Source organism: Spirochaetota bacterium, assembly GCA_017999915.1.
In the GTDB taxonomy this organism is placed as follows: Bacteria; Spirochaetota; UBA4802; order UBA4802; family UBA5550; genus RBG-16-49-21.
In genome coordinates, this window is sequence record JAGNKX010000024.1 from 40298 (window position 1) to 64542 (window position 24245).

Genomic DNA, 24245 nt, shown 5'->3' on the forward strand with positions numbered 1-24245 from the left:
TCTTTAGTCATATTTGTATATATCTACGGCGGAGCCAATGCACGATAAAACGGTTAAGCTGAACGACATCATCAAGCTCAGCGCGGAGCTCAATACCGTGCAGGATTTGGACATACTTCTCGACAGGATCCTTACCGAAGCGCGGAAGATCCTGAACGCCGACGCGGGGTCCATCCAGATCAAGGAAGGGGACGAGCTGGTCTTCACCAGCCACGTGCAGACGGAGTCCATCGAGCGTAAGCTCAAACCCGGGGAAAAGCTGATCTACACGACCTTCAAGACGAAGATCAACAGGAGCTCCATCTCCGGGTACGCGGCCCTCACCGGCGAGATCATCAACATCAAGGACGCCTACACTCTTCCCGCGGACGCCCCGTACCGGTTCGACCCGACCAACGACCGGAAATCGGGATACCGCACCAAGTCGATGCTCACCATCCCTTTGAAGAACAACCTGAACGCGGTCCTCGGCGTGATGCAGATCATCAATTCGCTTAACCCCGATGACAACAGGGATTGCTTCGATGAAACCACCGGATTCTGCGGATCCTTCGATTCGGCAGACGAGATGATAGCGCTCCACTTCGCCAACATGGCCAGCATTATTTTACAGAGGGCGCAGATGACCCGCGCCCTCATCCTCAGGATGATAAACATGGCCGAGCTCCGGGACCCGAAGGAAACCGGCGCCCATGTCAACCGCGTCGCCTCCTACGCGGTGGAGCTGTACGAGCGATGGGCCTACCAGAAGCAGGTCCCCCGCGACGAGGTTTTCCGGAAAAAAGACATCCTCCGCATGGCGGCCATGCTTCACGACGTCGGCAAGGTCGCGGTATCGGACCTGATTCTAAAGAAGCCCTCGAAGTTCACGCCGGAGGAATATGAGATCATGAAGTCCCACTCCGTTCTGGGGGCGCGGCTCTTCAAGCTGCGCCAGTCGGAGTTCGACGAAATGGCGGCCGAGGTCGCCCTGACCCACCACGAAAACTGGGACGGCACCGGTTATCCGGGGAAAATCGACGTGGAAACGGGAGAGCCCATCGAAAAAAGGCCTGACGGTACGGCGGTCGCCCTCAAAGGGGAGGAAATACCGATTTTCGGAAGAATCGTGGCGCTGGCGGACGTGTTTGACGCTCTCTCGTCCAAAAGGGTCTACAAAGAGGCGTGGGACCATGTTACGGTCATGAATGAGATCCGTTTCATGTCGGGAAAAAAATTCGACCCGGAGCTCGTGGATATTTTCTTCGACTGCATCGACGTCATCCGCAACATCATGGAGCGCTATCCCGACGCGGATTGATCACCTTAAAAATGAATCCCTCTCGGTGTTGAAGGCGATCCATTCCGACCCGCTTTTATCCTTCTTGAGCTTGAGCCTGTCCATGGCGATCAGCTCCGCAATGATGGAGAGGATGCTGTTCCGCTCCCACCTGAGGCGCTCCACGGCCTTCTTCACGAAGGCCTCCTTGTTCAGAAGGCACCACTGCCCGGAGCCGTCTCTCTTGCCGGCGATCACCATCTCGGCCATGACCTCGGCGTAGAGCCTCTGGACACGGTCGTTCTTCGCGTAGACCATCAGCATCTCGTCGGTTTCCCGCAGGCGGTCGGAAAGGAGCTGGATGACGCTCACGGAAAATTCGTGGTTCTTTTGAACGGTCTTGTGAAACGATTCGCGGTCCATCTTGATGAGAATGCAGTCCTCGACGGCAAGGGCGTTGGCCGAACGGGGCATGGAATTGATGACGGCCATCTCGCCGATAAACTCCCCCTCTCCCAGGATCCGTATCTTTTCATCGAACGTGCCGATCCCTTTGCTGATCTGCACCTTCCCCTTGTGGATCATGTACATGACCTCTGCGGGGTCGCCCTCGTGAAATATGAAATCGCCCTTCTTTATGTTTACCCCGAAGTATTTAACCAGTTTGCTCATAGGATCCTCCATGAATAAATACGGCAGGGCGGTTCGGTCCCTTAAGCGATAAATAGGCTCTTTGTCGAAAAAAACGGCTCCGTGGTGAGGTTAATGCCCAGCTTGCGCAGCCCCGCCTCGTCGCCGGGGGTCGGGATATGGGTCATGTGCATCTCGCACGACGCCAGGTCCTTCAGCTTTTCCATGGCGGCGTGGGCCGACGGGTTGGTGGCGGCGCCGATGGAAAGGGCGATAAGGGTCTCATCCAGGTTCAGGCTCACGGATTTTGCTCCCAGCACGTCTCCCTTCATGCTCTTGATGGACTCGATGATCTGGGGCGACAGGAGATGAATGCGGTCCGGGATCTCCGCGAGCCTCTTGATGGCGTTCAGAATGACGCTCGTGGCGGCGTGGAAGAGGGGGGAGTTCTTCCCGGTCACGATGGCGCCGTCCTGGAGCTCGATGGCGGCGCCGCAGTATATACCCTCGTTTCCCTTTCCCTTCTCCTTCGCTTCGATCGCGGCCTTCCGCGCCGGCTCCACCACGATCCGGTCTTCCTGCCTGACCCCGAGCTCGTCCATGAGGAGCTCGACCCGCTGCACGGTCTCCCTGCTGGCGAAGCCCAGGGCGTACTCGCAGGAATAGCGGAAATAGCGCCGGATCGCCTCCTGCCGGGAGGCCTCGCGCACGGCTTCATCGTCCGTGATGCCGAAGCCGGCGCAGTTCACCCCCATGTCCGTCGGTGATCTGTACATCGACGTGCCGCCCATGATCTTTTCCAGGATCCTCCTCAGCACGGGAAAGGTGTCCACGTCGCGGTTATAGTTGACGGCGATCTTCCCGTAGGCCTCCTGGTGAAAGGGGTCGATGAGGTTGAAGTCGCCGATATCGGCCGTGGCAGCTTCATAGGCGATGTTGGCCGGGTGCTTCAGCGGGATGTTCCAGATCGGGAAGGTCTCGAATTTGGCGTACCCGCTCCTGATGCCGCGCTTGTGGTCGTGGTACACCTGGGAGAGGCAGGTGGCCATCTTCCCGCTGCCGGGGCCGGGGCCGGTCACGACCACCAGGGGGCTTATCGTTTCTATGTACTCGTTGGCGCCGTATCCCTCGTCGCTCACCACCAGGTCCACGTCGGTGGGATAGCCCTTGGTGTACCGGTGCGTGTAGACCTTGATGTTCTGGCGCTCCAGTTTGTTCTTGAAGATGCTCGCGGCCGGCTGGTTTTCGAAGCGCGTGATCACCACCGCGCGGATGCTTATCCCCCAGTCCTTCAGGTCGTCTATGAGCTTGAGAGCGTCCGCGTCATAGGTGATGCCGAAATCGGCCCGCACTTTTTTCCGCTCGATATCGCCCGCGTAGATGCAGAGGATGATGTCCGCGCTGTCGGACAGCTTCTGGAGCAGCCGCATCTTCACGTTCGGATCGTACCCGGGGAGGACCCGCGCCGCATGGTAGTCGAACATCAGCTTGCCCCCGAATTCCAGGTACAGCTTGTTGTCGAACAGCTTCACCCTCTCCAGGATCGAATTTCGTTGTTCATTGAGATATTTTTCGTTATCGAAACCGATTGTTTTCATTAATTAATCCTCTCGGGAATCTCTCCATCGTTATTGCCAAACAGACATAATACAATGCTTTTCAGCGGCATAAAAAATCAAGAAGAATTACTTAAGCCACGCTAAATGGCAATTAAGCATTACTATTCCATGAGGGAACCTCGAAAAATCAAATTATCAACGCGGAGATCGCAGAGGAAACAGGGGATTATTATACATATCTGAAATTTCAAATTGTCCTGTTACAAATCTGTTTTTATCAGGGTCAGGGGCAAAGCACGATTTCGCAACAAAATAATATCCACACCTCTTTTCCTCAAACACTCCGAAGAGAGAATTAATTCATTTTCAATATAAAATCAGCGATAATCGATGATTTTTAATTATATTTTATAATATTTGCCGATAATCAATTCATATTGGGTTTTAGGATACGCTGCGGAGTTGACGAATACCAGAATATACATAGAAAAATGTATCAATGCTATCATGGATGATGGCATGGAATTTCAAGGAGGAAAAACATGATTATAAACCACAACGTTGCGGCCATTTTTTCCCACCGCACCCTCAAGTTTCACGACTGGAACATCACCAAGGACATCGAAAAGCTCTCATCGGGCATGCGGATCAACAAGGCCGGCGATGACGCGTCGGGCCTGGCCGTTTCGGAAAAGATGCGCTCCCAGATCCAGGGCCTCCGACAGGCCGAGCGCAACACCGAGGACGGCATGTCGATGATCCAGACTGCCGAAGGTTACCTCGAAGAAGTGCACGCGATTCTCCAGCGGATCAGGGTGCTGGCGGTGCAGTCGGCCAACGGCATTTACACCCACGAGGACCGTCAGCTGATCCAGGTGGAGGTTTCCGAGCTGGTGGACGAGGTCGACCGGATATCGTCCCAGGCCGAGTTCAACAAGATGAAGCTCCTCACCGGCGCCTTCGCGCGGCTCCACCCGACGGCGTCGATGTGGTTCCACATGGGGCCGAACATGCACCAGCGCGAGCGGGTGTTCATCGAGACCATGACCACGGCGGCCCTGGGCCTCAGGAACCCGACGGTGCTCACCTTCATCTCCATCTCGACGCCGGGCAAGGCCAACTCGGTCATCGGCCTGTGCGACGAGGCGCTGCGGGTGATCTCCAAGCAGCGCGCGGACCTGGGGGCCTACTACAACCGCCTGGAGCACGCGGCCAAGGGCCTGATGAACGCCTACGAGAACGTGCAGGCGTCGGAGTCCCGCATCCGCGACACCGACATGGCGGAGCAGATGTCGTCCTACGTGCGCTACCAGATCCTGACACGGGCGGCCACCTCGATGCTCGCCCAGGCGAACGCGAAGTCGCAGACGGTCATGGAGCTGCTGCGGTAACGGCACAAAATCACTTCATATTATTGAAAAAGCCGTCCCTAAAAGGACGGCTTTTTTGTTGTCATTGGCACTTTATTCCTTCTGCTAGGGTGGGGATTAATCCCCACCCTAGCAGAAGGAAATTATTGATTCTGAATATATTTAAACACCCTGTCAAATGAACTTCGGTCAACGGTAAAAACACCGTATCCCCGTTGCCAATACATATCCGGAAATTTATATGATGAATAACCCTTCAGATTCTTTACGATTTCCGACACGCTCCATTTCGGTGGTGCTGAAATCAGCAAATGGACATGGTCTTCCCGGCCGTTAGCAATATGTAATATCAGACCAAGATTTTCGGCCTTTTCTTTAAAAATGGCCCTTAGTTGAATCATCATTGGCAGTGTTATGACATCCTCTCTATTTTTTGTTGAAAAAACTATATGAAAGGCGATATCCCGGTATGTATTTTCGGACATGACATATCTCCATGATTGTTATATCATGTATACGAATACGATCGGTTATTTATTAAATTTTTTTTGTTGCGGCAAAGAATCAGCCCCTCTGATAGGGTGGGGTTTAAACCCCACCCTATCAGAGGGGCTTCTTATATTCCCTGTACAACTTCTGCTGCCACCGCCACGCCGTCTCCACGATCTCCCCGATATCGGCATGGGCCGGCTTCCAGTTCAGGACGGACATGGCCTTGGCCGAGTCGGCGATGAGCACGGCCGGATCCCCGGCCCTCCTCCCCTTTTCCTGGACGGGGATGTCCCTGCCGGTCACCTTCCGGGCGGTGTCTATGATCTCCCTGACGGAGAAGCCGGTGCCGTTGCCGAGATTGAACACATCGGAGGCCCCGCCCCGGGCAAGATGCTCCAGGGCGCTGATATGGGCCGCCGCCAGGTCCGTCACGTGGATGTAATCCCGGACACAGGTCCCGTCCGGGGTGTCATAATCGGTCCCGAAAATGGCCAGGCTTTCCCGCTTGCCCAGGGCGGCGTCCAGGACCAGGGGGATCAGATGCGTTTCAGGATCATGCCATTCGCCGACCTCGCAGTCCGGATCGGCCCCGGCCGCGTTGAAATACCTGAGGGCCGCATAGCGAAGGCCGTAGGCCCGGGCGTAATCCGCCAGGACCCGCTCAACCATGAGCTTGCTCCTGCCGTAGGGATTGATGGGCTCCAGGGGATGGTCTTCGGATATCGGCACCATGACGGGATTGCCGAAAATGGCGGCGGTGGATGAAAATATGAACTTATCGACGCCGAACTCCCGCATCACCCGGAGGAGATTGAGGGTGTTCGCCACGTTGTTCTGGTAATATTTCTGCGGATTCTCCACAGACTCGCCCACAAACGTAAAAGCGCAGAAATGCATCACCGCTGATATGCCGCGCCCTGCGAAAACGGCTCGGAGCGCGTCCATATCGCTGAGATCGCACAGATGAAACTCGCCCCACTTCACGAACTCACGGTGGCCGGCGACAAGATTGTCAACGACAATGGTCCGGTAGCCTTTTTGAGTGAGGGACTTGTTTATATGGGAGCCGATGTAGCCGGCGCCGCCGACGATGAGAATGGTTTCAGTGGAGTTCATTGTCAGGCCTAATCAAATTATTTTTTTCATAAGACCGATCACGGCTTTTACCGGCGCCAGGACCATGGTCCCAAGGCGGAAGGAATAACTGGAAAAAACATTTTTCAATTCCTCATTGAGCCTTTCATTATCCTTTTTCACGGATTCCGAGTGTGTGTACTGCTCCTGCAAGGTCGAATATAACAATGCTCTTCTTTTCCCCTCAGCTGTCTCATCGGAGCCCTTATTCTTTCCCTTCGCCCTTGAGCGCCCTCTTTTAGAAAAAGAATACATGAATTCCAGCAGCGCATCCCTGGCCCTGTTCCACCTGAGGAACCCTTCCGCGCAATATTCCCTGGCGCGGCTGCCCATTGCAGCGGCGTTGCTTAAATCGATGGGCTTGATATTATCAATATCATAGAGCAACCCGGTTTCACCATTGGCGATATACTCGTTCATGGTCGGACTGTCGGGAGCTACCACGCACTGACCCATGGTCATCGCCTCGATGAAGGACATGCCGATGCCTTCATAGCAGCGCGAGGCGAAAAACACATTACAATCCCTTAAAACACCAGTAAAATCCTTTTTGCTCTGGAACCAGGCGGAGGTGGAGATATTATATTTCCTTGTCTCCTTCTTTGAAGGAGAATAAAATTCAAAACCGGGATCAACAGCTCCATGGAGATAGAACCTGGAGAACCGGGTCTTTTTAATGAGCCTGCCCACCTCTTTCCATGTGACATCATGCTGTCTCTGCCAGAAAAAACCCCTCAGGCTGGTGAAATCAGTAATACCGGGCCCCTTGTGAGGCTGTATAAAATATTGAATGTATTTCGATTGCAGTCCAAGGCCGGAGAGCCTTTCATGGAGTGATGACGAAAAACAGATAAAGCGCACCATGTCCCTGAACCGCAGCCAGAAGGAATCGTCCATGGCGCGGGCATTGTCATACATGGGGATATAAATGATGTTTGCGCAATTCAGAATATCAAGAAGGTAGGGCGGATACATGGTCTGGAAGAAGACTATGACATCGTAATCACCATCGGCGATTTTTGCCAGGTCCGCCGGAGGGCCGCCGTTCCACGATTCGTCCCAGTACACGTCCACCCTGAATGCGGCGGAGAGAAGATCGATGAAAAAGCGGGTCGATCCGGTGATCTTGTGGTATGAGTGGTCTATGTAGGCTGCGTGGGGTTTCATATTCTTTATATAAGCTAGTCAAAAATATTTTTATTCAATCATAATCCGGATTTTTATTAAATAACAGTATCTACAATGATGGATTATTTTAAAAGAATTAATTAAACTTGTCAGGAAAAAATACGAATGGGGTTCTGCAGAGGAATAAGTTGTTAATCAAAATTGGATTAAAATAAAATCCTGAAGGGGAAATCTATGTCTTTGAGTAATTTCTTGATAATTTCATCTTTGTCTAATGTCATATCCTACTCCTTGTCTAATGAATATTGATATGGCCGTTTATCCAAATCTTTGTGCAGTCTCAGATTAAAACATTCAATGTGAATCACACAATTATAGCATAATAATTAATATTTGATTATCTACTAGACTAATTATGAAATAAGTCTATCATTTCCGTCATCAGTACATGATGATGCTGAATGATCATATTCAGAAATAATATCATTGATCATATATCTAATTTCTTTCTTATTCATTGCAAACAAATGGTCAGTGCCTCCTTCTAAAAGGCTTTCAACTGTTTTTTTACCTGTACAATTTATTGTGCCATCCATTACATTTATCTTATTATTTGGGGTAGCCCTAAGGCTCTCATCAGTATATGAAAGTTCCTCGTACAATTTTTCTCCAGGACGAAGACCGGTGAAAACGATATTAATATCTACCCCGACTCTTAATCCATATAACTCAATAAGTTTTTTTGCTATTTCCTGAATACGATATTGTTTACCCATATCAAGGACAAAGATTTCGCCTCCTTTCGAAAAGGCTGATGCATTAATGACTAAAAGTGAGGCCTCAGGGATAGACATAAAATACCTGGTTACATCCGGATGGGTGACAGTTACTGGTCCGCCTTTTTCAATTTGTTCTTGAAACAAAGGTATCACCGAGCCACGACTTCCCACTACATTGCCAAATCGGACAATTGAAACATTCATTCTATATTTTTTATAACAATGAAGAACAACAAGTTCTGCGAGTCTTTTAGTCGCGCCCATAACATTTACAGGACACACCGCTTTATCTGTTGATATAAGGGTGAATCGGGCCACCCTGTATTTATGTGCCAACTCAATAACATTATTCGTTCCAAATACATTATTTTGAATGGCTTCAATTTCGTTAAACTCCATAAGTGGAACATGTTTATGGGCCGCAGCATGAAAGACAATATCTGGATTAAATTCATCGAATACTTTTTCCATGAGCCGTTTATCTTTAACATCTACTATTCTATATACTAAATCCGGACAAAAATCAAGAAATTCACAACTTTCGGACATACTTTTCACAAGATTATAAATAGAATATTCCCCTCGGCCTATCATTATGATTCGTTTAACCTTGAATTTTAAAAGTTGCCTGCATATTTCCGAACCGATACTACCCCCTGCTCCAGTAACAAGAATTATTTTATCTATAAATTCATGCTCAATAATATCGGTATTCACTGAAACTTCTTCCCTTCCAATAAGGTCAGTGATTCCAACTTTTCGTAGAGAAGATAAAAGAGGCCGTTTATCAACAACCTCAATTAGAGAAGGCAAAACTTTTATTGGTATTTTCGAATATTCATCTCCAATATAATGCATTATTCGGCTGATAACTTCTGAACTGGCTGAAGGAATGGCAATAACAATTTCATTCACTTCTTTTTCATCAATCACAGTCAAAACTTCATCTATTGGTCCATATATGGTTTTTCCATTGAGTATCTTGCCGATTTTATATGAATTATCATCTAAAAAGCCGACTACCTTACGATTCATCCCCCTGCGCGTGTATTCATTGAGCAAAGACCGTCCTGCTTCTCCCGCGCCAATTATAAGTATTTTAGTATTATTTCGATCAGTTTTTTCTTTTTCTGCACCTATCTTCTCCAGTAAATTCGCTGGAGACACCTTCTCCTTAAAACGGTAAAAATAATCCCTTATCAATACCCTGTAAAAAATTGTTCCTCCATATATCATAAAAAAAGTAAGAACAACGATTATGCGTGAATATGGAATATGCAACATTGCGACAAAACTTAAAAAACATATGAAGCCAACTATATTGGCTATAGAAAGGCGGTATATATCTTTAATATTTGAAAAGGCCCACATTATTCTGTAGACCTGAAATAAATAAAACGGAATTAAGTATGAAAGAATCAGGACTAAAAAAACCAAGCCATTGAGAAAATAATAGTTTTCTTTATAAAAAGGATAAAATCTAATAATAAAAGATAGAGCATATGCACTTGTTATAATCAGGGCATCAAAGGCGATATATAGAATTTTTCGACGACTGATTGGATATAAAGGTTCCATTCAGCTTCTATCTCCTCGTGGCTATTATGAATCTAAGGTATTTATTATTAATATCAGATGTCATTGTCTTCTCTAAATACTATTAAAAATTTATATCTCGTGAGGTAACTATTTTTGAAGATCCCGGCGGTGGACAGGGGATCAGTTTTTTTTCTCTTTTTGCAACTTCAATTACTTCACTTGGAGCATCCATACTAATCAGCATTTTATTGATACCTTTTAAAGCTCGCTCCCGTGAAACAACTGCAACAACTGTCAATGCAACAAGCTTCAGATCTATAAAAAAATTACCATGTTCAACATAGATTATTCCAAGCCTGCTCTTCCAGGGCCTTATCAGTTGATTATACCCAATGTCCGGATCTGGGTGGTCTTTTAATATATCACCCTCATCCGAAAATACTATCGAAGAAAAATCAGTAATACCAGGACGGATAGTTATAAGCTTTTTTTCTTCATCAGTATATAAATCTGTTTCCTTTTTTACATTTGGTCTTGGCCCGACGAAACTCATATCGCCAAGCAAAACGTTCCAGATCTGGCTTAGTTCATCCAATTTGAACTTCCGGATAAAATGGCCTATTCTGGTTATCCTCATATCATTAGCAGATGTTGAATCCACACCTGTCCTGTCAGCATTTTTAACCATAGAGCGAAGTTTAATCATTTTGAACATTTTCCCATTTTTCCCTACACGCGGGGCAACATAGAAAGGTGATGAAAAATCCTGAATCCATATTAAAAATAGTATAATGAGTGTAAAAGGTAATAAAAACAACAATCCTGTAAGAGCAATAAAAAAATCAAATACTCGTTTCATTCAGAAAATCCTTCACTGTATTAATTATATTATCTTTATAAATATAGTATTTTTTTTCTAAAGTCCTACTAGAAGGAGCGGGAAAATCGGGCAGGGCCAACCGTGATATGCGCTGTTTCAAATATGGGAAGGCCTCTTCCGCGATTATTGCCGCAATTTCTCCACTAATACCAAAACTTTTCCAAGACCCATCAACTATTAAAACCTTTCCAGTTTTTTTAATTGATGAAAGAATTGTTTTTTTATCAAGCGGCTTTATAGTTCTCAAATCTATTAAATCTGCAAATATTCTGCTTTTTTTCAATTCAGCTACGGCTTCAAGGGCTTCTTTTACAAGGAAAGATGATGTAATGATTGTTATGTCATCCCCTTCGGAAAGCAATTGAGCCTTTCCAATTGGAACTTCATATAACTCTTCAGGAACATCTCCTTCAATATTATATAACCACCGATCATCAATGAAGACTACGGGATTGGGGTCCTGTATAGCAGAAACCATCAAACCCTTTGCATCATAGGGCGTTGCAGGCATGACAACTTTTAACCCGGGGATATGGGCGAATATTGATTGCAAGGCCTGGGAATGCTGTGCACCCTGCTCTCCTCCACGATTAATTATACCCCAAATGACAACGGGTACTGAAGATTGACCCCCGAACATATAATGCCAGTTAGCCGCTTCATTGATAATCGGATCAAAGGCGTAAAGCATAAAATCAAGCCTGGGATGTACAACAATTGCTTTCATACCCGCAATGGAAGCGCCAATAGCAGCGCCGGTAATAGCATTTTCAGAAACAGGAGTGTCAATAACCCTCCGCTCACCGAACATTTCCAGCAGATTGGAACAAGTTTGTCCGACGTACCATGGACTTTTCACTCCCTGTCCGATCAGAAACACGGAATCATCCTGTTCCATTGACTGCTTGATGGCTTCATTAATTGCCAATGAATACCTTAGATTTCTTTGTTTATTTGAAAACATGTTCTGATAATTCCTCTTGTGCTGGCCATGGACTTGATTTTGCTTCTGCATGAGCTTCATCGACGAGTTTCATAACTAAATTATTTATTAATTGAAGCTCATCTATATCCACAACTCCATTTTTCTTCAAGTAATTCTCAAAGACATTTATTGGATCTCTTTTTTTCCATTCATCAATCTCGGATTCCGGGCGTATATCGGTATGGGTACCCTGGATATTGTCATCAGGCCCTACATGTCCTCGATATCTGTATGTGGAGAATTCAAGAAAAACGGGACCGTTTCCTTCCCTGCATTGGTTGATCGCCTTATTGCTTATTTCATAAACATTTAATACATCATTTCCATCTTCAATCTCAGCTCTGATGTTAAAAGAGGCCGCCGTTTCATAAATCGTATTGCTATTCCTGATTTCCCGTATAGGCATGTGTGTAGAATATAAATTATTTTCACAGATGAAAATCAATGGAAGCTTATGCACGGAGGCAAAATTAATGCTTTCGTAAAGTACTCCTTCTCCAGCCGCCCCATCCCCAAAAAAGGCGACAGCAACAGTCCCATCATTTTTAATATGAGAGGCCAGAGCTGCACCCAGAGCGAGTGATATGGTACCCCCGACAATAGGCACCGCCCCCAAAAAGCCCTTTTTTGTATCAATTAAATGCATTGAACCGCCACGTCCCTTTGACGCACCTGTTGAGCGGCAGTATACTTCTGCCACAAGCTTTTTCAGGGATCCGCCTTTTGCTAAAAAATGGCCGTGGGATCTGTGGGTTCCAAATACTTTATCTTTATCATTCAGATTCGCGATCACACCGACCGCAATGGCTTCCTCTCCGGTATATAGATGCACCGGACATAAGATCTCTTTATCTATAATCGGATTGATAAAGCTATCTTCAACATATCGAATCTCCAGCAATTTCTGGTATAGAGAAACCAGAAAATCTTTTGTATAATCCATGAAGATCTCTTATTTTTTATAAAAATCAATAACTGTATCGCATATATAATGAACATCATCATTTATAAGCGAAGTGTTCATAGGCAGCAAGAAGCACCGCTCAAACATTTTTTCTGTAAATGGCAAGGCCTTTTCTGGCAGTCCCAAGTTCTTAAATTTATGAACGGGAGTGCCACCCCATTGAATAATTGAACCTATCCCCCGCTCTTTTAAAAATATTCTCAATTCGTCTCTTCTATCGGCTTCGATCTCATAATTCTGATATATATCATAATGATTTTTATCCGAGTCAGGTGCCGGCGGCAATAACAAGTGCTCATTATCCTTCAAACGTTTGTCATAAATCGACGCAATCTCTCTTCTTCTTTCAATATCTTTTTGGAAATATTTGAGTTTTACTAAAAGCACTGCTGCGTTTAAATTATCTAATCTTGAATTAACCCCCCACATCATGACCATCCCATCATCGTTTCTTCCATGGTCGCGCATACACTTCATTTTATAATACATATCATCATCATTGGTAAAAAGCAAACCGCCATCCCCAAAAGCGCCGAGAACTTTCGCCGGATACAGGCTGATCGATCCGGCCAGTCCAAAAGTACCGGCATATTTGTCTTTATATTTCGCTCCCAGTGCCTGCGCAGCATCTTCTATAATAATTAGATTATTTTCATCTGCAATTGATTGAATGGCATCCATATCAGCCACCCTTCCGTTTAATTGAGTGGGCATGATAAATTTCGTTTTTGATGTTATTGCTTTTTTTATTGATTGGGGATCGATTAAATGATCTTTCCCACATTCAACCAACACAGGAACTCCACCTGAAAAATGGACTGAAGCAGCTGTGGCTATATATGTATGCGACGCAAGAATAACTTCATCTCCTGGTTTAATGCCGGCTGCCAGTAAGGCGATGAACATGGATTCAGTGCCGTTGGCGACGCCAATCGCGTGCTTGATATTTACATATTTTTCAATAGCCTTTTCAAAGTCAATCAACTCCTGCTGCAGGATAAAGGCCCCTCTTTGAAGGACTTTGTCAATTGAGGCATCGATATCTTGTTTATATTGATTATATACAAACGGATAATTAAAAAAGGGGACCGTGCGCTGGATCATATAATATCCTATGTGAATAATAAATTTTATTGTGCAGAGAATAAACATTGGATGGATATCTGTCAAGCAATAAAATCAACTACCTACACCAGGGTGTGTGAATACACATGGGAACCAACCTCTTCATGGTAAAAATGCACCTTGACAAAAACTTTATTATTATGAACAATTGATTGTTCTGATTATCAACAATGAAATTCAATAAATTTAAGAATGCAAAAAGATGACAAAAAAAATACTTGGTATTTCGGCATTTTATCATGATTCCGCCGCGGCGCTAATCATTGACGGAGAAATAGTGGCTGCAGCACAAGAAGAACGCTTTACTCGTAAAAAACACGATTCTTCATTCCCGACAAATGCCACACGATTTTGCCTTGAATATGGCAATTCATCCCATTCTGAAGGAATCTCTTCCCTTCAGGATATCGATTATATAGTTTTTTATGATAAACCATTCTTAAAATTTGAGCGTCTTCTTGAAACTTATTATTCCTTCGCACCCCGAGGCTTAAGACAGTTCATTTCGTCGATGCCCGTATGGATGAATGAAAAAATATTTTTAAAGAAAATGATTCATGACGAACTATCAAAAATTGGTCCATTTTCAAAAGAACACACTCGTTTGCTTTTTTCGGAGCACCATCTATCCCATGCCTCGAGCGCATTTTTTCCTTCTCCCTTTGAAAATGCTGTCATTCTGACTATCGATGGAGTAGGAGAATGGGCTACAGCATCCATCGCTTACGGCTCCGGAAATTCCATAAAACTTTTAAAGGAACTTCATTTCCCACATTCTCTTGGCCTGCTCTATTCAGCCTTCACTTATTATACAGGCTTCAAGGTTAATTCTGGTGAATATAAATTAATGGGCCTTGCCCCTTATGGGAACAGCGGTTCGAATCGGATTAAAAAATACCGCGAGTTGATTTTAAAACATCTCGTTAAAGTTTTCGATGACGGATCTATCTGGCTCAATCATGAATATTTCTCCTATTCCTACGGATTGAAAATGACTCGCGACTCAAAATGGACAAAACTATTCGGTATATCGCCTCGCAAACCGGAAACAGATATCTCCCAAGAGTATTGTGACCTGGCTCTAGCAATACAATCGATTACCGAAGATATAGTAATGAAAATGGCTCGTGAGGCCTGGCGTTTGACTCAATGCTGCAATTTGGTTCTTGCAGGAGGTGTCGCTTTAAACTGTGTTTCAAACGGGAAAATTCTCCATTCCGGTCTCTTCAAAGACATATGGATACAACCAGCTGCCGGAGACGCCGGTGGTGCTCTAGGGGCTGCATTTGCTGTTCACCACCTATATTGCCGACAGCCAAGAATATTGAAACCAAGAAATGATTCCATGAAGGGATCCTATTTGGGACCTGAATATCATCCTTTTCAGATCGAATCAATGGCGAAAAAATTTGGTGCCGTATTTATTCACTTGGATGATACCAAACTCTGTAAAACAGTTGCACGATTACTAGCCAGTGGGAAAGTAGTCGGCTGGCATCAGGGCAGAATGGAATGGGGTCCCCGGGCTCTAGGTAACAGAAGCATCTTAGGGGATGCTCGAAATCCTGAAATGCAGAAAAAACTTAATTTAAAAATAAAATTCAGGGAAAGCTTTCGACCCTTTGCCCCATCGGTTCTTTTTGAGGATTGTGGGGTGTTTTTCGACCACAAAATTAAATCTCCATATATGCTTTTAGTAACTGGCGTAAATAAAAAACGTAGAAAACCGTTACCAAAAGGCTATAATGAAAGTGGAATGTCCAAAAAATTATACTTCGAGCGTTCTGATATCCCCGCCGTGACCCATCTTGATTATTCGGCCAGAGTCCAAACCGTTCATAAAGAAACAAATGAAAGGTTCTACCGTCTCATTCATGAATTCAAAAAAATTACAAAATATGGCATTATAATAAACACGAGCTTTAATGTACGAGGCGAACCTATTGTTTGTACTCCGGAAGATTCTTACCGATGTTTCATGCGAACGGAAATGGATTATCTTATTATTGGTAATTATCTCTTTAACAAGGTGAACCAGCCTCCTTGGCATGAGACGATCAACTGGAAAAAACAATATGTCCTCGATTAAGAAATATTTTCAATTCTGAAATATCAGGAGAATGCAATGTTAGAGTTTATTAAAGATCTTTTTCATTTTATAGCAGAGCGAAAAAAATGGTGGCTGGTTCCCATGATAATTATCCTCATATTGATGGGTGTGCTTATCGTCTTTTCGAGCGGATCGGCCATTGCTCCATTTATTTATACATTATTTTAATGGTATGACACATGAAAAATAATACCATTGAAAAGCGCATACAAGCACTCGAAACTATCTCCGTCCTTGGAGCTGTGTTCATTGTGCTGCATATGGCTTTCGGACACCGCGCTTTCCTATTCGTTTCAATAGGGCTTCTTTCTATAGGAATTTTTTTTAAGGATCTAAGTTACCTGATATCGACAGGTTGGAAAAAATTTTCTCATGTGATAGGGTTGATAATGAATCATATAATCCTTGCTGCAGTTTTTTTCTTATTATTAACTCCTATTTCCATATTATATCGTTTATTTTCTAGAAATCCATTACAATTGAAATTAAAGTATCTCAACGGGACAGTATTCAAGGATCGTCATTACAGTTATACAGATAAAGACTTTCATAAAATGTGGTGAAAAACCACCTTCCCTTTAAGATTTGCAATATACCAAGGTAGTGAGGATATTATACTTTCGCAAATGCTATGGTAAAATCGTTGGAATACTAAAAGCAAATCGATACATTGTATATCGATTAAATTATTTACTTGGTATAATCTTTTTAATAATTTTTTTGAACACTTGAAAAATTATTAATTTTTGCCGAATCCTTTTTTTTAATAACATTAAGCTTCTGGAGTCCTGCAATTTCTTCAAATAAAGATAATTGTATCAGAGATCCTTACATAATATATGATTGATAAAACCACCCTTTAAAGGCGAAAATTAAATCTATTATTGATATTGCTTACTAATCTTTATGAAAAATATAATCGGATAAATTTCGATTTTATAATACTATTATTATAATTGGTTCTATTTGATATTTGGAGTTTCTTTATGATTAAAAATGTAAAGCAAACATTTTTTATTATACTGACTTTTTTTATAATGATTTTGATGGCAGAATTATTGATCCAAATAGTATGTTTGATTTCAATTGACATGAAAGATATAGTATTCCCATATAAAAAGGCTCCTTTGTATCTCCAGGATAAAGTATTGGGGCATAGACCAAACCCTCTATTCTTTGAACATGATAAAAATGGTTTTAGAAATATAGTAATTCCAAAAACGATAGATATTGTCGCAATGGGAGATTCACAAACTTATGGTATTGGAGTGAGAATCGATAAAGCTTGGCCGCAGCAATTACAATCAATGAGTAAACTAAATGTTTATAATATGGCATTTGGCGGCTATGGACCAGCACACTATTTATTATTAATTGAAGAAGCATGCAAACTTAATCCAAAATTGATAATTGTCGCAATGTATTCAGGAAATGACTTGTATGATGGTTTTCATCTTGTTTATGATAAAAATATTTTATTCAACATGAAAACTTCTAATAATAAAATTATGAATAGCATAAATCAACTAGAAAATATTGAAACATTAGATGAAAAATCCTATAGAACTGGTGATAGAGTAAGCCCAAAGAAACAAAATAAAAAAGACCATAAGTATCATAATAATAATTCGCAATGTATCGAATTAAGGTATTTCTTTGCAAATAATTGCGGAATATATGGTTTTCTACGTGCATTAAAAAATTTAAAATATTATCAATACAATACAAAACAGTTATCATGGAGAACTATTAGAGGTGAGTATGAAATAAAATCTAATATATACCAAATACTCGATGACAATAAATTCAATATTGTATTTATGGCTCCTTATAGATTGGGAGCATTAGATTTAAATGATATTCGCCTTAAGGAAGGATTAAGAATTCAAAAAGAATCTATATTAAGAATCAATCATATATTAAAAAATAGAAATATAAAATTTTTAGTGTTGATAATACCCACAACCGAATATGTTTTTTTTGAATATATTAATATGAAACAATATTCCATGAAACCTGTATATTATGAATTGATACGTGCAGAACAAGATTTCATGGGTAATATTTTTAATTTTTTAAATAAGGAAAGCATTCCTTCAATTAATACTGTACATGCATTACGTAATTGTTTAATTCAAGGGAAGCAACCATATCCTATGAATCCAGATGGTCATCCAAATGAGCATGGTTATAATGAAATTGCAAAAGAAGTATATAAATACATAATAAATCACACTGATTTATGTTTAAGTATTAAATAATTGATGAATGTAACCTTACCAATCCAAAATAGTAAATTGTGTTATTTCAAACCAAGACCGGAGAAGCCCAAATTAAGGATCATGCCATTCGATACGGCGATCATTGAGCAATTCAAGAGACGGAAGATCTTGCACTGCACCCCTAAAACTGTAAACTCTTTTCAAGATTCTTCTTCATCTCAGCCAAGGGTAGCAGATTAATTTTGGGGGTAAAAAAGGCTATTAATATGCACCAGGGTATGAAATAACATCCTTATAATACAGGAGGGTGCTATGTCATATCCCAAAGAGATGAAGAAAAGAATCATGGCAGATGTAGAAAAACAGGTTGATAAGCTGATTGAATCATCTGATGGATCACCCCGTTCTTTATACGAACTGGAACAAGAAATAGTCAAGATTGGGGAACAAGCAAAAAAACGAATCACGGAAGAAATAATAAAGTATCAACAACAGAAGAATAGTAAAAAAAAACTGTCCGAAATGCGGTAGACCGCTCTCCAACAAAGGATTACGACCCCGGAAAATATTGAGTTTATGCGGAATGATTGAAATTCAACGAACCTATTACCGATGTGAGAACTGCGGCATATCAGTCTATCCTGACGATGAAATTCTTGAAATAAGTCGAAGCATGGTAAGCTGCGTATTCCGGTGAAACCTGCCACCCATTCCGGCCAAAACTTGACCACTTGGATGACATTACCAATCCACTGACAAGCTAATCTCGATGTGGCAGGTTTCGTCCAGAATTTTTTGCATGAGCTTTTCTCATTGATCCCCCCTTTAAATTCATGGTGTGTGCATTATGGACCAGCCGATCGCAGATGGCGTCGGCAATGGTCGGATCGCCGATGATATCGAACCACTTGTTAACCGGGACCTGAGACGAAATGATCGTAGATTTCAGACCGTACCGGTGTAAGCGTCAAATTAACCCCGTCCCATGAATCAATCAACAAGCTTGATCATATCAGGAGTAATCATATCGGGCAGCAATACCCGCCGTTGTTCTTTTGAGGAAGCTCCCGGAATCCGGTCAAAAAGATAGCGCAGATATCTGTATGGCTCAAGCGCGTTGGCTTTGGCGGATTCAATAAGGCTGTAGAGTACAGCGCTTGACTCGGCGCCGCGCGGCGTATTTGAAAACAACCAGTTTTTTCTGCCCAGGACAAAGGGCCGTATGGCATTTTCAACGAGATTGTTGTCCGGAGTCAGCAGGTGATGGTCCAGATACTTGACCAGGTTGTCCCACTGGTTTACGGTGTAATTGATGGCCTGTCCGGTATATCCCTGGGGCAGCATTTCCTGTTTCACAGCCAGGAGCCAGTTGTTGAATTCTTCAAGGACCGGACCCGCGCCATTCTTTCGCCTTTCAACAAATTCATCGGGAGCGAGCTTTCTTTCTCTCAGCTCACGTTCAATTTGGTAGAGGCGGCGAATATACGCCAGACCCTTGTAGGCGGCCTTCGATTTTTTGCTTTGCTTTATTGCTTTCTCAAATTCCCGCCGGGCATGGGCAAAACACCCTGCGTGGATCAGCTTGTTTTCATTGGCCACCCGATTATAGCCGTCGTAGCCATCCGTCTGGAGAATGCCATGGTAATCTTCCAGTATTTTTCGGGGAACCTCGCCGGATCTGGTGGGATGATACTGGTACAGAAGCAGCGGTTTTTCCTCAGCCGTATATCCCATGGCTACCCACATGTATGATTTACTTTCCGCCGGACGCCCCGGCTCCTTGAGCACCTGAAGGGTGGTCTCATCCATCCGTATGACCGGACCGCCCCTGATTTCTTCGAGTATGATGTCGATCAGGGGGGCACACCTTTCGGCAACCGCCAAGGCCCAGTTGCACAGCGTTGCCCGGGAAAGATCGATATCAATCCGCTCAAATATCTTTGACTGCCGGTAGAACGGCATGGCGTCACAGAACTTAGAGGTGATGACATAGGCGGCAAGCCCGGCACTAACAATGCTCTGGGGAATAAGCCGCGGTGGAATGGATGCCGTCTTGATCTCGGGGATTTCTTTTTCGAGAAACCCGTCACAGTCGCAGGGGCCATATTTTTTACGGATGTGCCGGTTCACGATAACTTTCGCCGGAATGATGTCCAGCTCTTCGGTTGTTTCTTCGCCAATGACCGTCCGCTCTTTCCCGCAGCAGGGACAGGCTTTTTCTTCTTCGGTCAGGTCATGGATGATTTCTTCACGGTGCAGATACTCGGGCAGCGGCTTTCTGCCGCCCTTTTTACGGGTGTATCCCGCAACGCGGGTTACCGCGTTTTCAGTTCCAGCGTCATCAATAGCACCGGAAGACTCCTCGCTTCCGTCTTCGGCTTCGTTGAAAAGACGCATCTGGTGCTCGTCTTCAGGCGAAAGCTTCTCGCTTTTCTTCCCAAACAGCAGTCTCCGGAGCGTATTATATTTTTCTTCCAGATGGGAATATTTCTGATCGAGCGTCTCATGCTTCATCGCAAGTTCGGCAAGCATTTGTTTGAGTAATGCGGGATCATCCGGCAGGTTGTTTTTATCAATCACCATCGAGTGCATGATGCGATGACCCTTTTTTATTAATAGCACTTTTCATGATACCGCTGAAAAAAATAACGATTTGTGGGCGTTGAAAAAATCAATGCCGGCGAGCAGCATCTCAAGCTCTCGAAGCGTCAGTTCGTGGCATTGTTCATCGTTCATCGGCCATGGGAAACGATCCTGCTCAAGCCTCTTGACCCAGAGGCAAAAACCGTTGCGGTCCCAGTACAGGGCTTTCAAACGGCGCCGGTTCTTGTTGCAGAACAGATAAAGATGCCCATCCAGGGGGTCCCGAAGCATCTCCTCCTGCACCAACACGGAAAGGCTGTTGATCTGCTTTCGCATGTCGGTGATGCCGGGCCTTACAAAGATTCTGACGGTCCCCCAGTCGATCTTCATCGCTGTACGTCCAGAACTGCCAGGATTTCGCGCAGCGTAGCAGCTGAAAATCCATCGGGTATGGATATTCTGATGGTATTATTAACGGTGATCTTGATCTGCCTGGTTTCACCCGGCAGCTCTTTTATTATTGCCGGGAAAATTTCATGAAATTGGACATTCTCATTTTCAATCCTGCGTTTCCAGGGATTGAATGACCAGTATGAAATATTATTCTGACGGCAGTATTCCCGCTGGTTCAAACCGCTTGCATTCTGGGCTTTGACATGTGCCTGCCAGAATGACCAGCCTTTGGTGCTTGATCGTGTATTCTTCATTGCATCCTCCTTATTCTTGCATACCGGAGGATACCGGATTATAGTTAAAATATCAAGATGCGTATTCCGGCCGTAACCTGCCAGTGATTCCGGAGTAAACCTGCCACCTATTCCGGCGGAAAGCTGCCACCCATTCCGGGGCAATCCTGCCACTTTGTAAAACAAAAAACATTACCAATCCCTGACAAGTCATAGAAATCTCTCCGGATTACAATGAATCAATGGAGAGATACGGACATGGCGCAGAGGAGAACACCCATGAGGAAAGTCAGGGAAATACTACGGCTTCATGAAGAATGCGGCCTGAGCCTGCGAAAAACGGCCCAGGCGTTAAGCCTGTCACGGCCGGTGACCAATGAGTATTACTCAAAATGCAAACAGCAGGGGCTGACTTATGAAACCATAAAAGAAATGCCGGATGACGAGCTCGTCAGAATGATGCAGACAGAGCCCCGGATCGTGGATGAACGATATATCAAACTGGCAGGCCGTTTTGAATATTACGCCCGGGAACTCACTCGCGTGGGAGTTACCCGGCAGCTTTTATGGGAGGAATACCGGCGAGAAGAACCGGATAGGTATGGGTATTCTCAATTCTGCTGGCATTTCCAGAGCTGGGAGAAGTCTCAGGAGCTTTCCATGCACATGGAACACAAGGTCGGGGACAAGATGTTCGTGGATTTTGCTGGGAAGAAGCTCGCCATTACCGATAGAACAACGGGCATAGTCCGACCGGTAGAGGTATTTGTCGCAATACTCGGGGCCAGCAATCTTACCTATGTGGAAGCGGCCATGACCCAGCAGAAACACGATTTCATCAACGTGAATGTCAACGCTCTTCACTACCTGGGCGGCGTTCCGCGGGCCATCGTTCCCGATTGCCTCAAGTCAGGCGTGGCAAAGGGCGACAAGTATGAGCCGGAAATCAATCCGGAATATTATGATTTTGCCCGCCATTACGGCACCACCATCCTGCCCGCACGGCCGTACAAGCCCCGCGACAAGGCGATGGTGGAAGGAGCGGTGAAGATCGTGTATACATGGATCTACGCGCGCCTGAGAGACCGTATTTTTTATTCCCTTGAGGAATTGAATCGAGCGATTCGGGAAGAGCTGGAACACTACAACAGCCGGAAGATGCAGCGGTACGGGCAAAGCAGACGGGAATTGTTCGAGGAGATTGAAAAAGCGGCCCTCCAGGGGCTCCCGGGAGAACGTTATGAGATCAGGGAGTACAAACAACTTAAGGCCCAGTTCAACTATCATGTTTATCTGTCGGTGGACAAACACTATTACAGCGTGCCGTACCGGTTCCGGGGAAAGCAGATTGACATGCTTTTTACAGCTTCCGCGGTGGAATTGTACCACAACAATGTTCGTATCGCCTTCCACAAGCGGGACCGTGCGAAATACGGCTATACGACCGTTCAGGAGCATATGCCGCCGAACCATCAGTGGCGCGACGACTGGAACGCTGAAAAACTCATCGGGTGGGCGGAATCGATCGGTAACGAAGTCAAGACGGTCGTTGAGGAAGTTCTTGCTTCCCGCCAGCACCCGGAGCAGGGATACAAAACCTGTCTGGGCATATTGAATCTTACGAAATCTTACGAGAACGTGCGGCTGGCAAACGCCTGCCGTCGCGCTATTGAGTATGAGCGGTATTCGTATCGCATGATTAAAAATATCCTACAGAACAACATGGATGCGCGCGTAGAAGAGCCCACGCTCTTCGACAGGACCGTGCCGCTCCATGAAAACATCAGGGGACGTGATTACTATGCACAGGAGGAAGCATGAACAATCAGGCAACAACAGAGAAGATGAAGGAGATGAAGCTGGACGGCATGTACCGGGCTTTCAAGGAAACGTTTGGAAGCTCCCTTCATGAGAGCCTCATGCCCGACGAGCTGATAGCCCATCTTATCGATGCTGAATGGGACTGGCGCTACAATCGCAAACTGGAGCGGCTTATCAAGAAGGCATCGTTCCGCTACCGGGCCAGGATGGAAGAGATCGATTTTTCTTCCGGGCGAAACATCGATAAAAACACGCTTCTCAGGCTCGCCGGCTGCGAGTGGATCAACAAGGCGGAAAATCTGATCATCACCGGGGCAACCGGCGCGGGGAAAAGCTTCATAACCTGCGCCCTCGGCCACGCGGCCTGCACCCACAAGTTGAGCGTGAGGTATGCCAACTGTATGAAGCTCTTTGCCCATCTCAAGATCGCGAAAGCAGATGGTTCGTATCTGCGTGAGATGAAACATCTTCAGAAGCAGGACCTGATCATTATCGATGATTTCGGCCTCAAACCACTCGACGCGGAGAATCGGCTTGTTTTGCTCGAACTTATGGAGGACCGGTACGGTCTGAAATCTACGATCATTTCGTCTCAGGTCCCGGTTAACAAGTGGTTCGATATCATCGGCGATCCGACCATTGCCGACGCCATCTGCGATCGGCTGGTCCATAATGCACACACCATGAATTTAAAGGGGGGATCAATGAGAAAAGCTCATGCAAAAAATTCTGGACGAAACCTGCCACATCGAGATTAGCTTGTCAGTGGATTGGTAATGTCATCCAAGTGGTCAAGTTTTGGCCGGAATGGGTGGCAGGTTTCACCGGAATACGCATCAAGATGGGGTTAATTTCTCACGGGTCACCATATTCCCCAGGCCAGGGTCATGAATATTCCCCACCCCCGGGAACAGGCCTATCGTATTTCATTCACTCCACAATTTCAGTCTCATTGTCAAGCATGTTCCCTGTTGTATTAC

At 44.9% G+C, this 24245-nt stretch carries 21 protein-coding genes; 7 read left to right on the forward strand and 14 right to left on the reverse strand.

Annotation, left to right across the window (positions count from 1 at the left end):
* The first annotated feature begins 37 nt into the window (after positions 1–37).
* A complete protein-coding gene (locus KA369_23335) occupies positions 38–1300 on the forward strand; it encodes an HD domain-containing protein (protein MBP7738923.1) in 1263 nt (420 codons plus the stop codon).
* On the opposite strand, the gene KA369_23340 is transcribed toward KA369_23335, so the two are convergent.
* Positions 1301–1930 carry a Crp/Fnr family transcriptional regulator gene (locus KA369_23340; GenBank protein ID MBP7738924.1) on the reverse strand — a complete coding sequence of 210 codons (630 nt, stop codon included), beginning with the start codon at positions 1928–1930 and terminating at the stop codon, positions 1301–1303.
* A gap of 41 nt (positions 1931–1971) precedes the next feature.
* Positions 1972–3486 (reverse strand): DUF1846 domain-containing protein, encoded by a 1515-nt coding sequence (locus KA369_23345; protein MBP7738925.1) that lies wholly within the window; start codon positions 3484–3486, stop codon positions 1972–1974.
* 503 nt (positions 3487–3989) lie between these two features.
* Between KA369_23345 and KA369_23350 the strand changes: the two genes are divergently transcribed.
* Positions 3990–4838, forward strand: coding sequence for a flagellin (locus tag KA369_23350; protein ID MBP7738926.1), 849 nt, complete (start codon positions 3990–3992; stop codon positions 4836–4838).
* Positions 4839–4960: 122 nt separating this feature from the next.
* Here KA369_23350 and tnpA read toward each other — a convergent pair whose 3' ends face one another.
* The 8 genes from tnpA to KA369_23390 form a co-directional block, all read right to left on the reverse strand.
* Positions 4961–5302 carry an IS200/IS605 family transposase gene (gene tnpA, locus KA369_23355; GenBank protein ID MBP7738927.1) on the reverse strand — a complete coding sequence of 114 codons (342 nt, stop codon included), beginning with the start codon at positions 5300–5302 and terminating at the stop codon, positions 4961–4963.
* A 118-nt stretch (positions 5303–5420) separates the two neighbouring features.
* The gene (gene galE / locus KA369_23360) at positions 5421–6425 is read right to left on the reverse strand and encodes a UDP-glucose 4-epimerase GalE (protein ID MBP7738928.1); all 1005 of its coding nucleotides are present in this window, start codon (positions 6423–6425) and stop codon (positions 5421–5423) included.
* A gap of 12 nt (positions 6426–6437) precedes the next feature.
* Entirely contained in the window at positions 6438–7610 is a 1173-nt protein-coding gene (locus tag KA369_23365) for a glycosyltransferase (protein MBP7738929.1), read from the reverse strand.
* A gap of 374 nt (positions 7611–7984) precedes the next feature.
* Positions 7985–9928, reverse strand: a complete 1944-nt coding sequence (locus KA369_23370) for a polysaccharide biosynthesis protein (protein ID MBP7738930.1) — start codon at positions 9926–9928, stop codon at positions 7985–7987.
* A gap of 82 nt (positions 9929–10010) precedes the next feature.
* Positions 10011–10748, reverse strand: coding sequence for a sugar transferase (locus KA369_23375; GenBank protein ID MBP7738931.1), 738 nt, complete (start codon positions 10746–10748; stop codon positions 10011–10013).
* Positions 10732–11733, reverse strand: a complete 1002-nt coding sequence (locus KA369_23380) for an alpha-ketoacid dehydrogenase subunit beta (protein ID MBP7738932.1) — start codon at positions 11731–11733, stop codon at positions 10732–10734. Before KA369_23380 ends, KA369_23375 begins: the two co-directional genes overlap by 17 nt.
* Entirely contained in the window at positions 11720–12697 is a 978-nt protein-coding gene (locus KA369_23385; protein ID MBP7738933.1) for a thiamine pyrophosphate-dependent dehydrogenase E1 component subunit alpha, read from the reverse strand. Before KA369_23385 ends, KA369_23380 begins: the two co-directional genes overlap by 14 nt.
* A gap of 9 nt (positions 12698–12706) precedes the next feature.
* Entirely contained in the window at positions 12707–13819 is a 1113-nt protein-coding gene (locus tag KA369_23390) for a DegT/DnrJ/EryC1/StrS family aminotransferase (GenBank protein MBP7738934.1), read from the reverse strand.
* Positions 13820–14045: 226 nt separating this feature from the next.
* Between KA369_23390 and KA369_23395 the strand changes: the two genes are divergently transcribed.
* The 3 genes from KA369_23395 (at position 14046) to KA369_23405 (ending at position 18706) form a co-directional block, all read left to right on the forward strand.
* Positions 14046–15932, forward strand: coding sequence for a carbamoyltransferase (locus KA369_23395; GenBank protein ID MBP7738935.1), 1887 nt, complete (start codon positions 14046–14048; stop codon positions 15930–15932).
* Positions 15933–16939: 1007 nt separating this feature from the next.
* On the forward strand, positions 16940–18214 hold the full coding sequence (locus KA369_23400) for an SGNH/GDSL hydrolase family protein (protein ID MBP7738936.1): 1275 nt from the start codon (positions 16940–16942) through the stop codon (positions 18212–18214).
* 273 nt (positions 18215–18487) lie between these two features.
* On the forward strand, positions 18488–18706 hold the full coding sequence (locus KA369_23405; GenBank protein MBP7738937.1) for a hypothetical protein: 219 nt from the start codon (positions 18488–18490) through the stop codon (positions 18704–18706).
* 229 nt (positions 18707–18935) lie between these two features.
* Here KA369_23405 and KA369_23410 read toward each other — a convergent pair whose 3' ends face one another.
* Genes KA369_23410 through KA369_23425 form a run of 4 tightly spaced genes read right to left on the reverse strand, consistent with a single transcriptional unit; the run spans position 18936 to position 21465 of the window.
* The gene (locus KA369_23410; GenBank protein MBP7738938.1) at positions 18936–19124 is read right to left on the reverse strand and encodes an ATP-binding protein; all 189 of its coding nucleotides are present in this window, start codon (positions 19122–19124) and stop codon (positions 18936–18938) included.
* A gap of 41 nt (positions 19125–19165) precedes the next feature.
* Positions 19166–20758: an IS66 family transposase gene (locus tag KA369_23415; GenBank protein ID MBP7738939.1), complete on the reverse strand. Its 1593-nt coding sequence runs from the start codon at positions 20756–20758 to the stop codon at positions 19166–19168.
* A 42-nt stretch (positions 20759–20800) separates the two neighbouring features.
* A complete protein-coding gene (tnpB, locus tag KA369_23420; GenBank protein ID MBP7738940.1) occupies positions 20801–21148 on the reverse strand; it encodes an IS66 family insertion sequence element accessory protein TnpB in 348 nt (115 codons plus the stop codon).
* Positions 21145–21465, reverse strand: coding sequence for a hypothetical protein (locus KA369_23425; GenBank protein ID MBP7738941.1), 321 nt, complete (start codon positions 21463–21465; stop codon positions 21145–21147). Before KA369_23425 ends, tnpB begins: the two co-directional genes overlap by 4 nt.
* A gap of 258 nt (positions 21466–21723) precedes the next feature.
* On the opposite strand from KA369_23425, the gene istA reads away from it, so the two are divergent.
* Positions 21724–23265 carry an IS21 family transposase gene (gene istA, locus KA369_23430; protein MBP7738942.1) on the forward strand — a complete coding sequence of 514 codons (1542 nt, stop codon included), beginning with the start codon at positions 21724–21726 and terminating at the stop codon, positions 23263–23265.
* Positions 23262–24023, forward strand: a complete 762-nt coding sequence (istB, locus tag KA369_23435) for an IS21-like element helper ATPase IstB (protein MBP7738943.1) — start codon at positions 23262–23264, stop codon at positions 24021–24023. Before istA ends, istB begins: the two co-directional genes overlap by 4 nt.
* Positions 24024–24245: the final 222 nt, after the last annotated feature.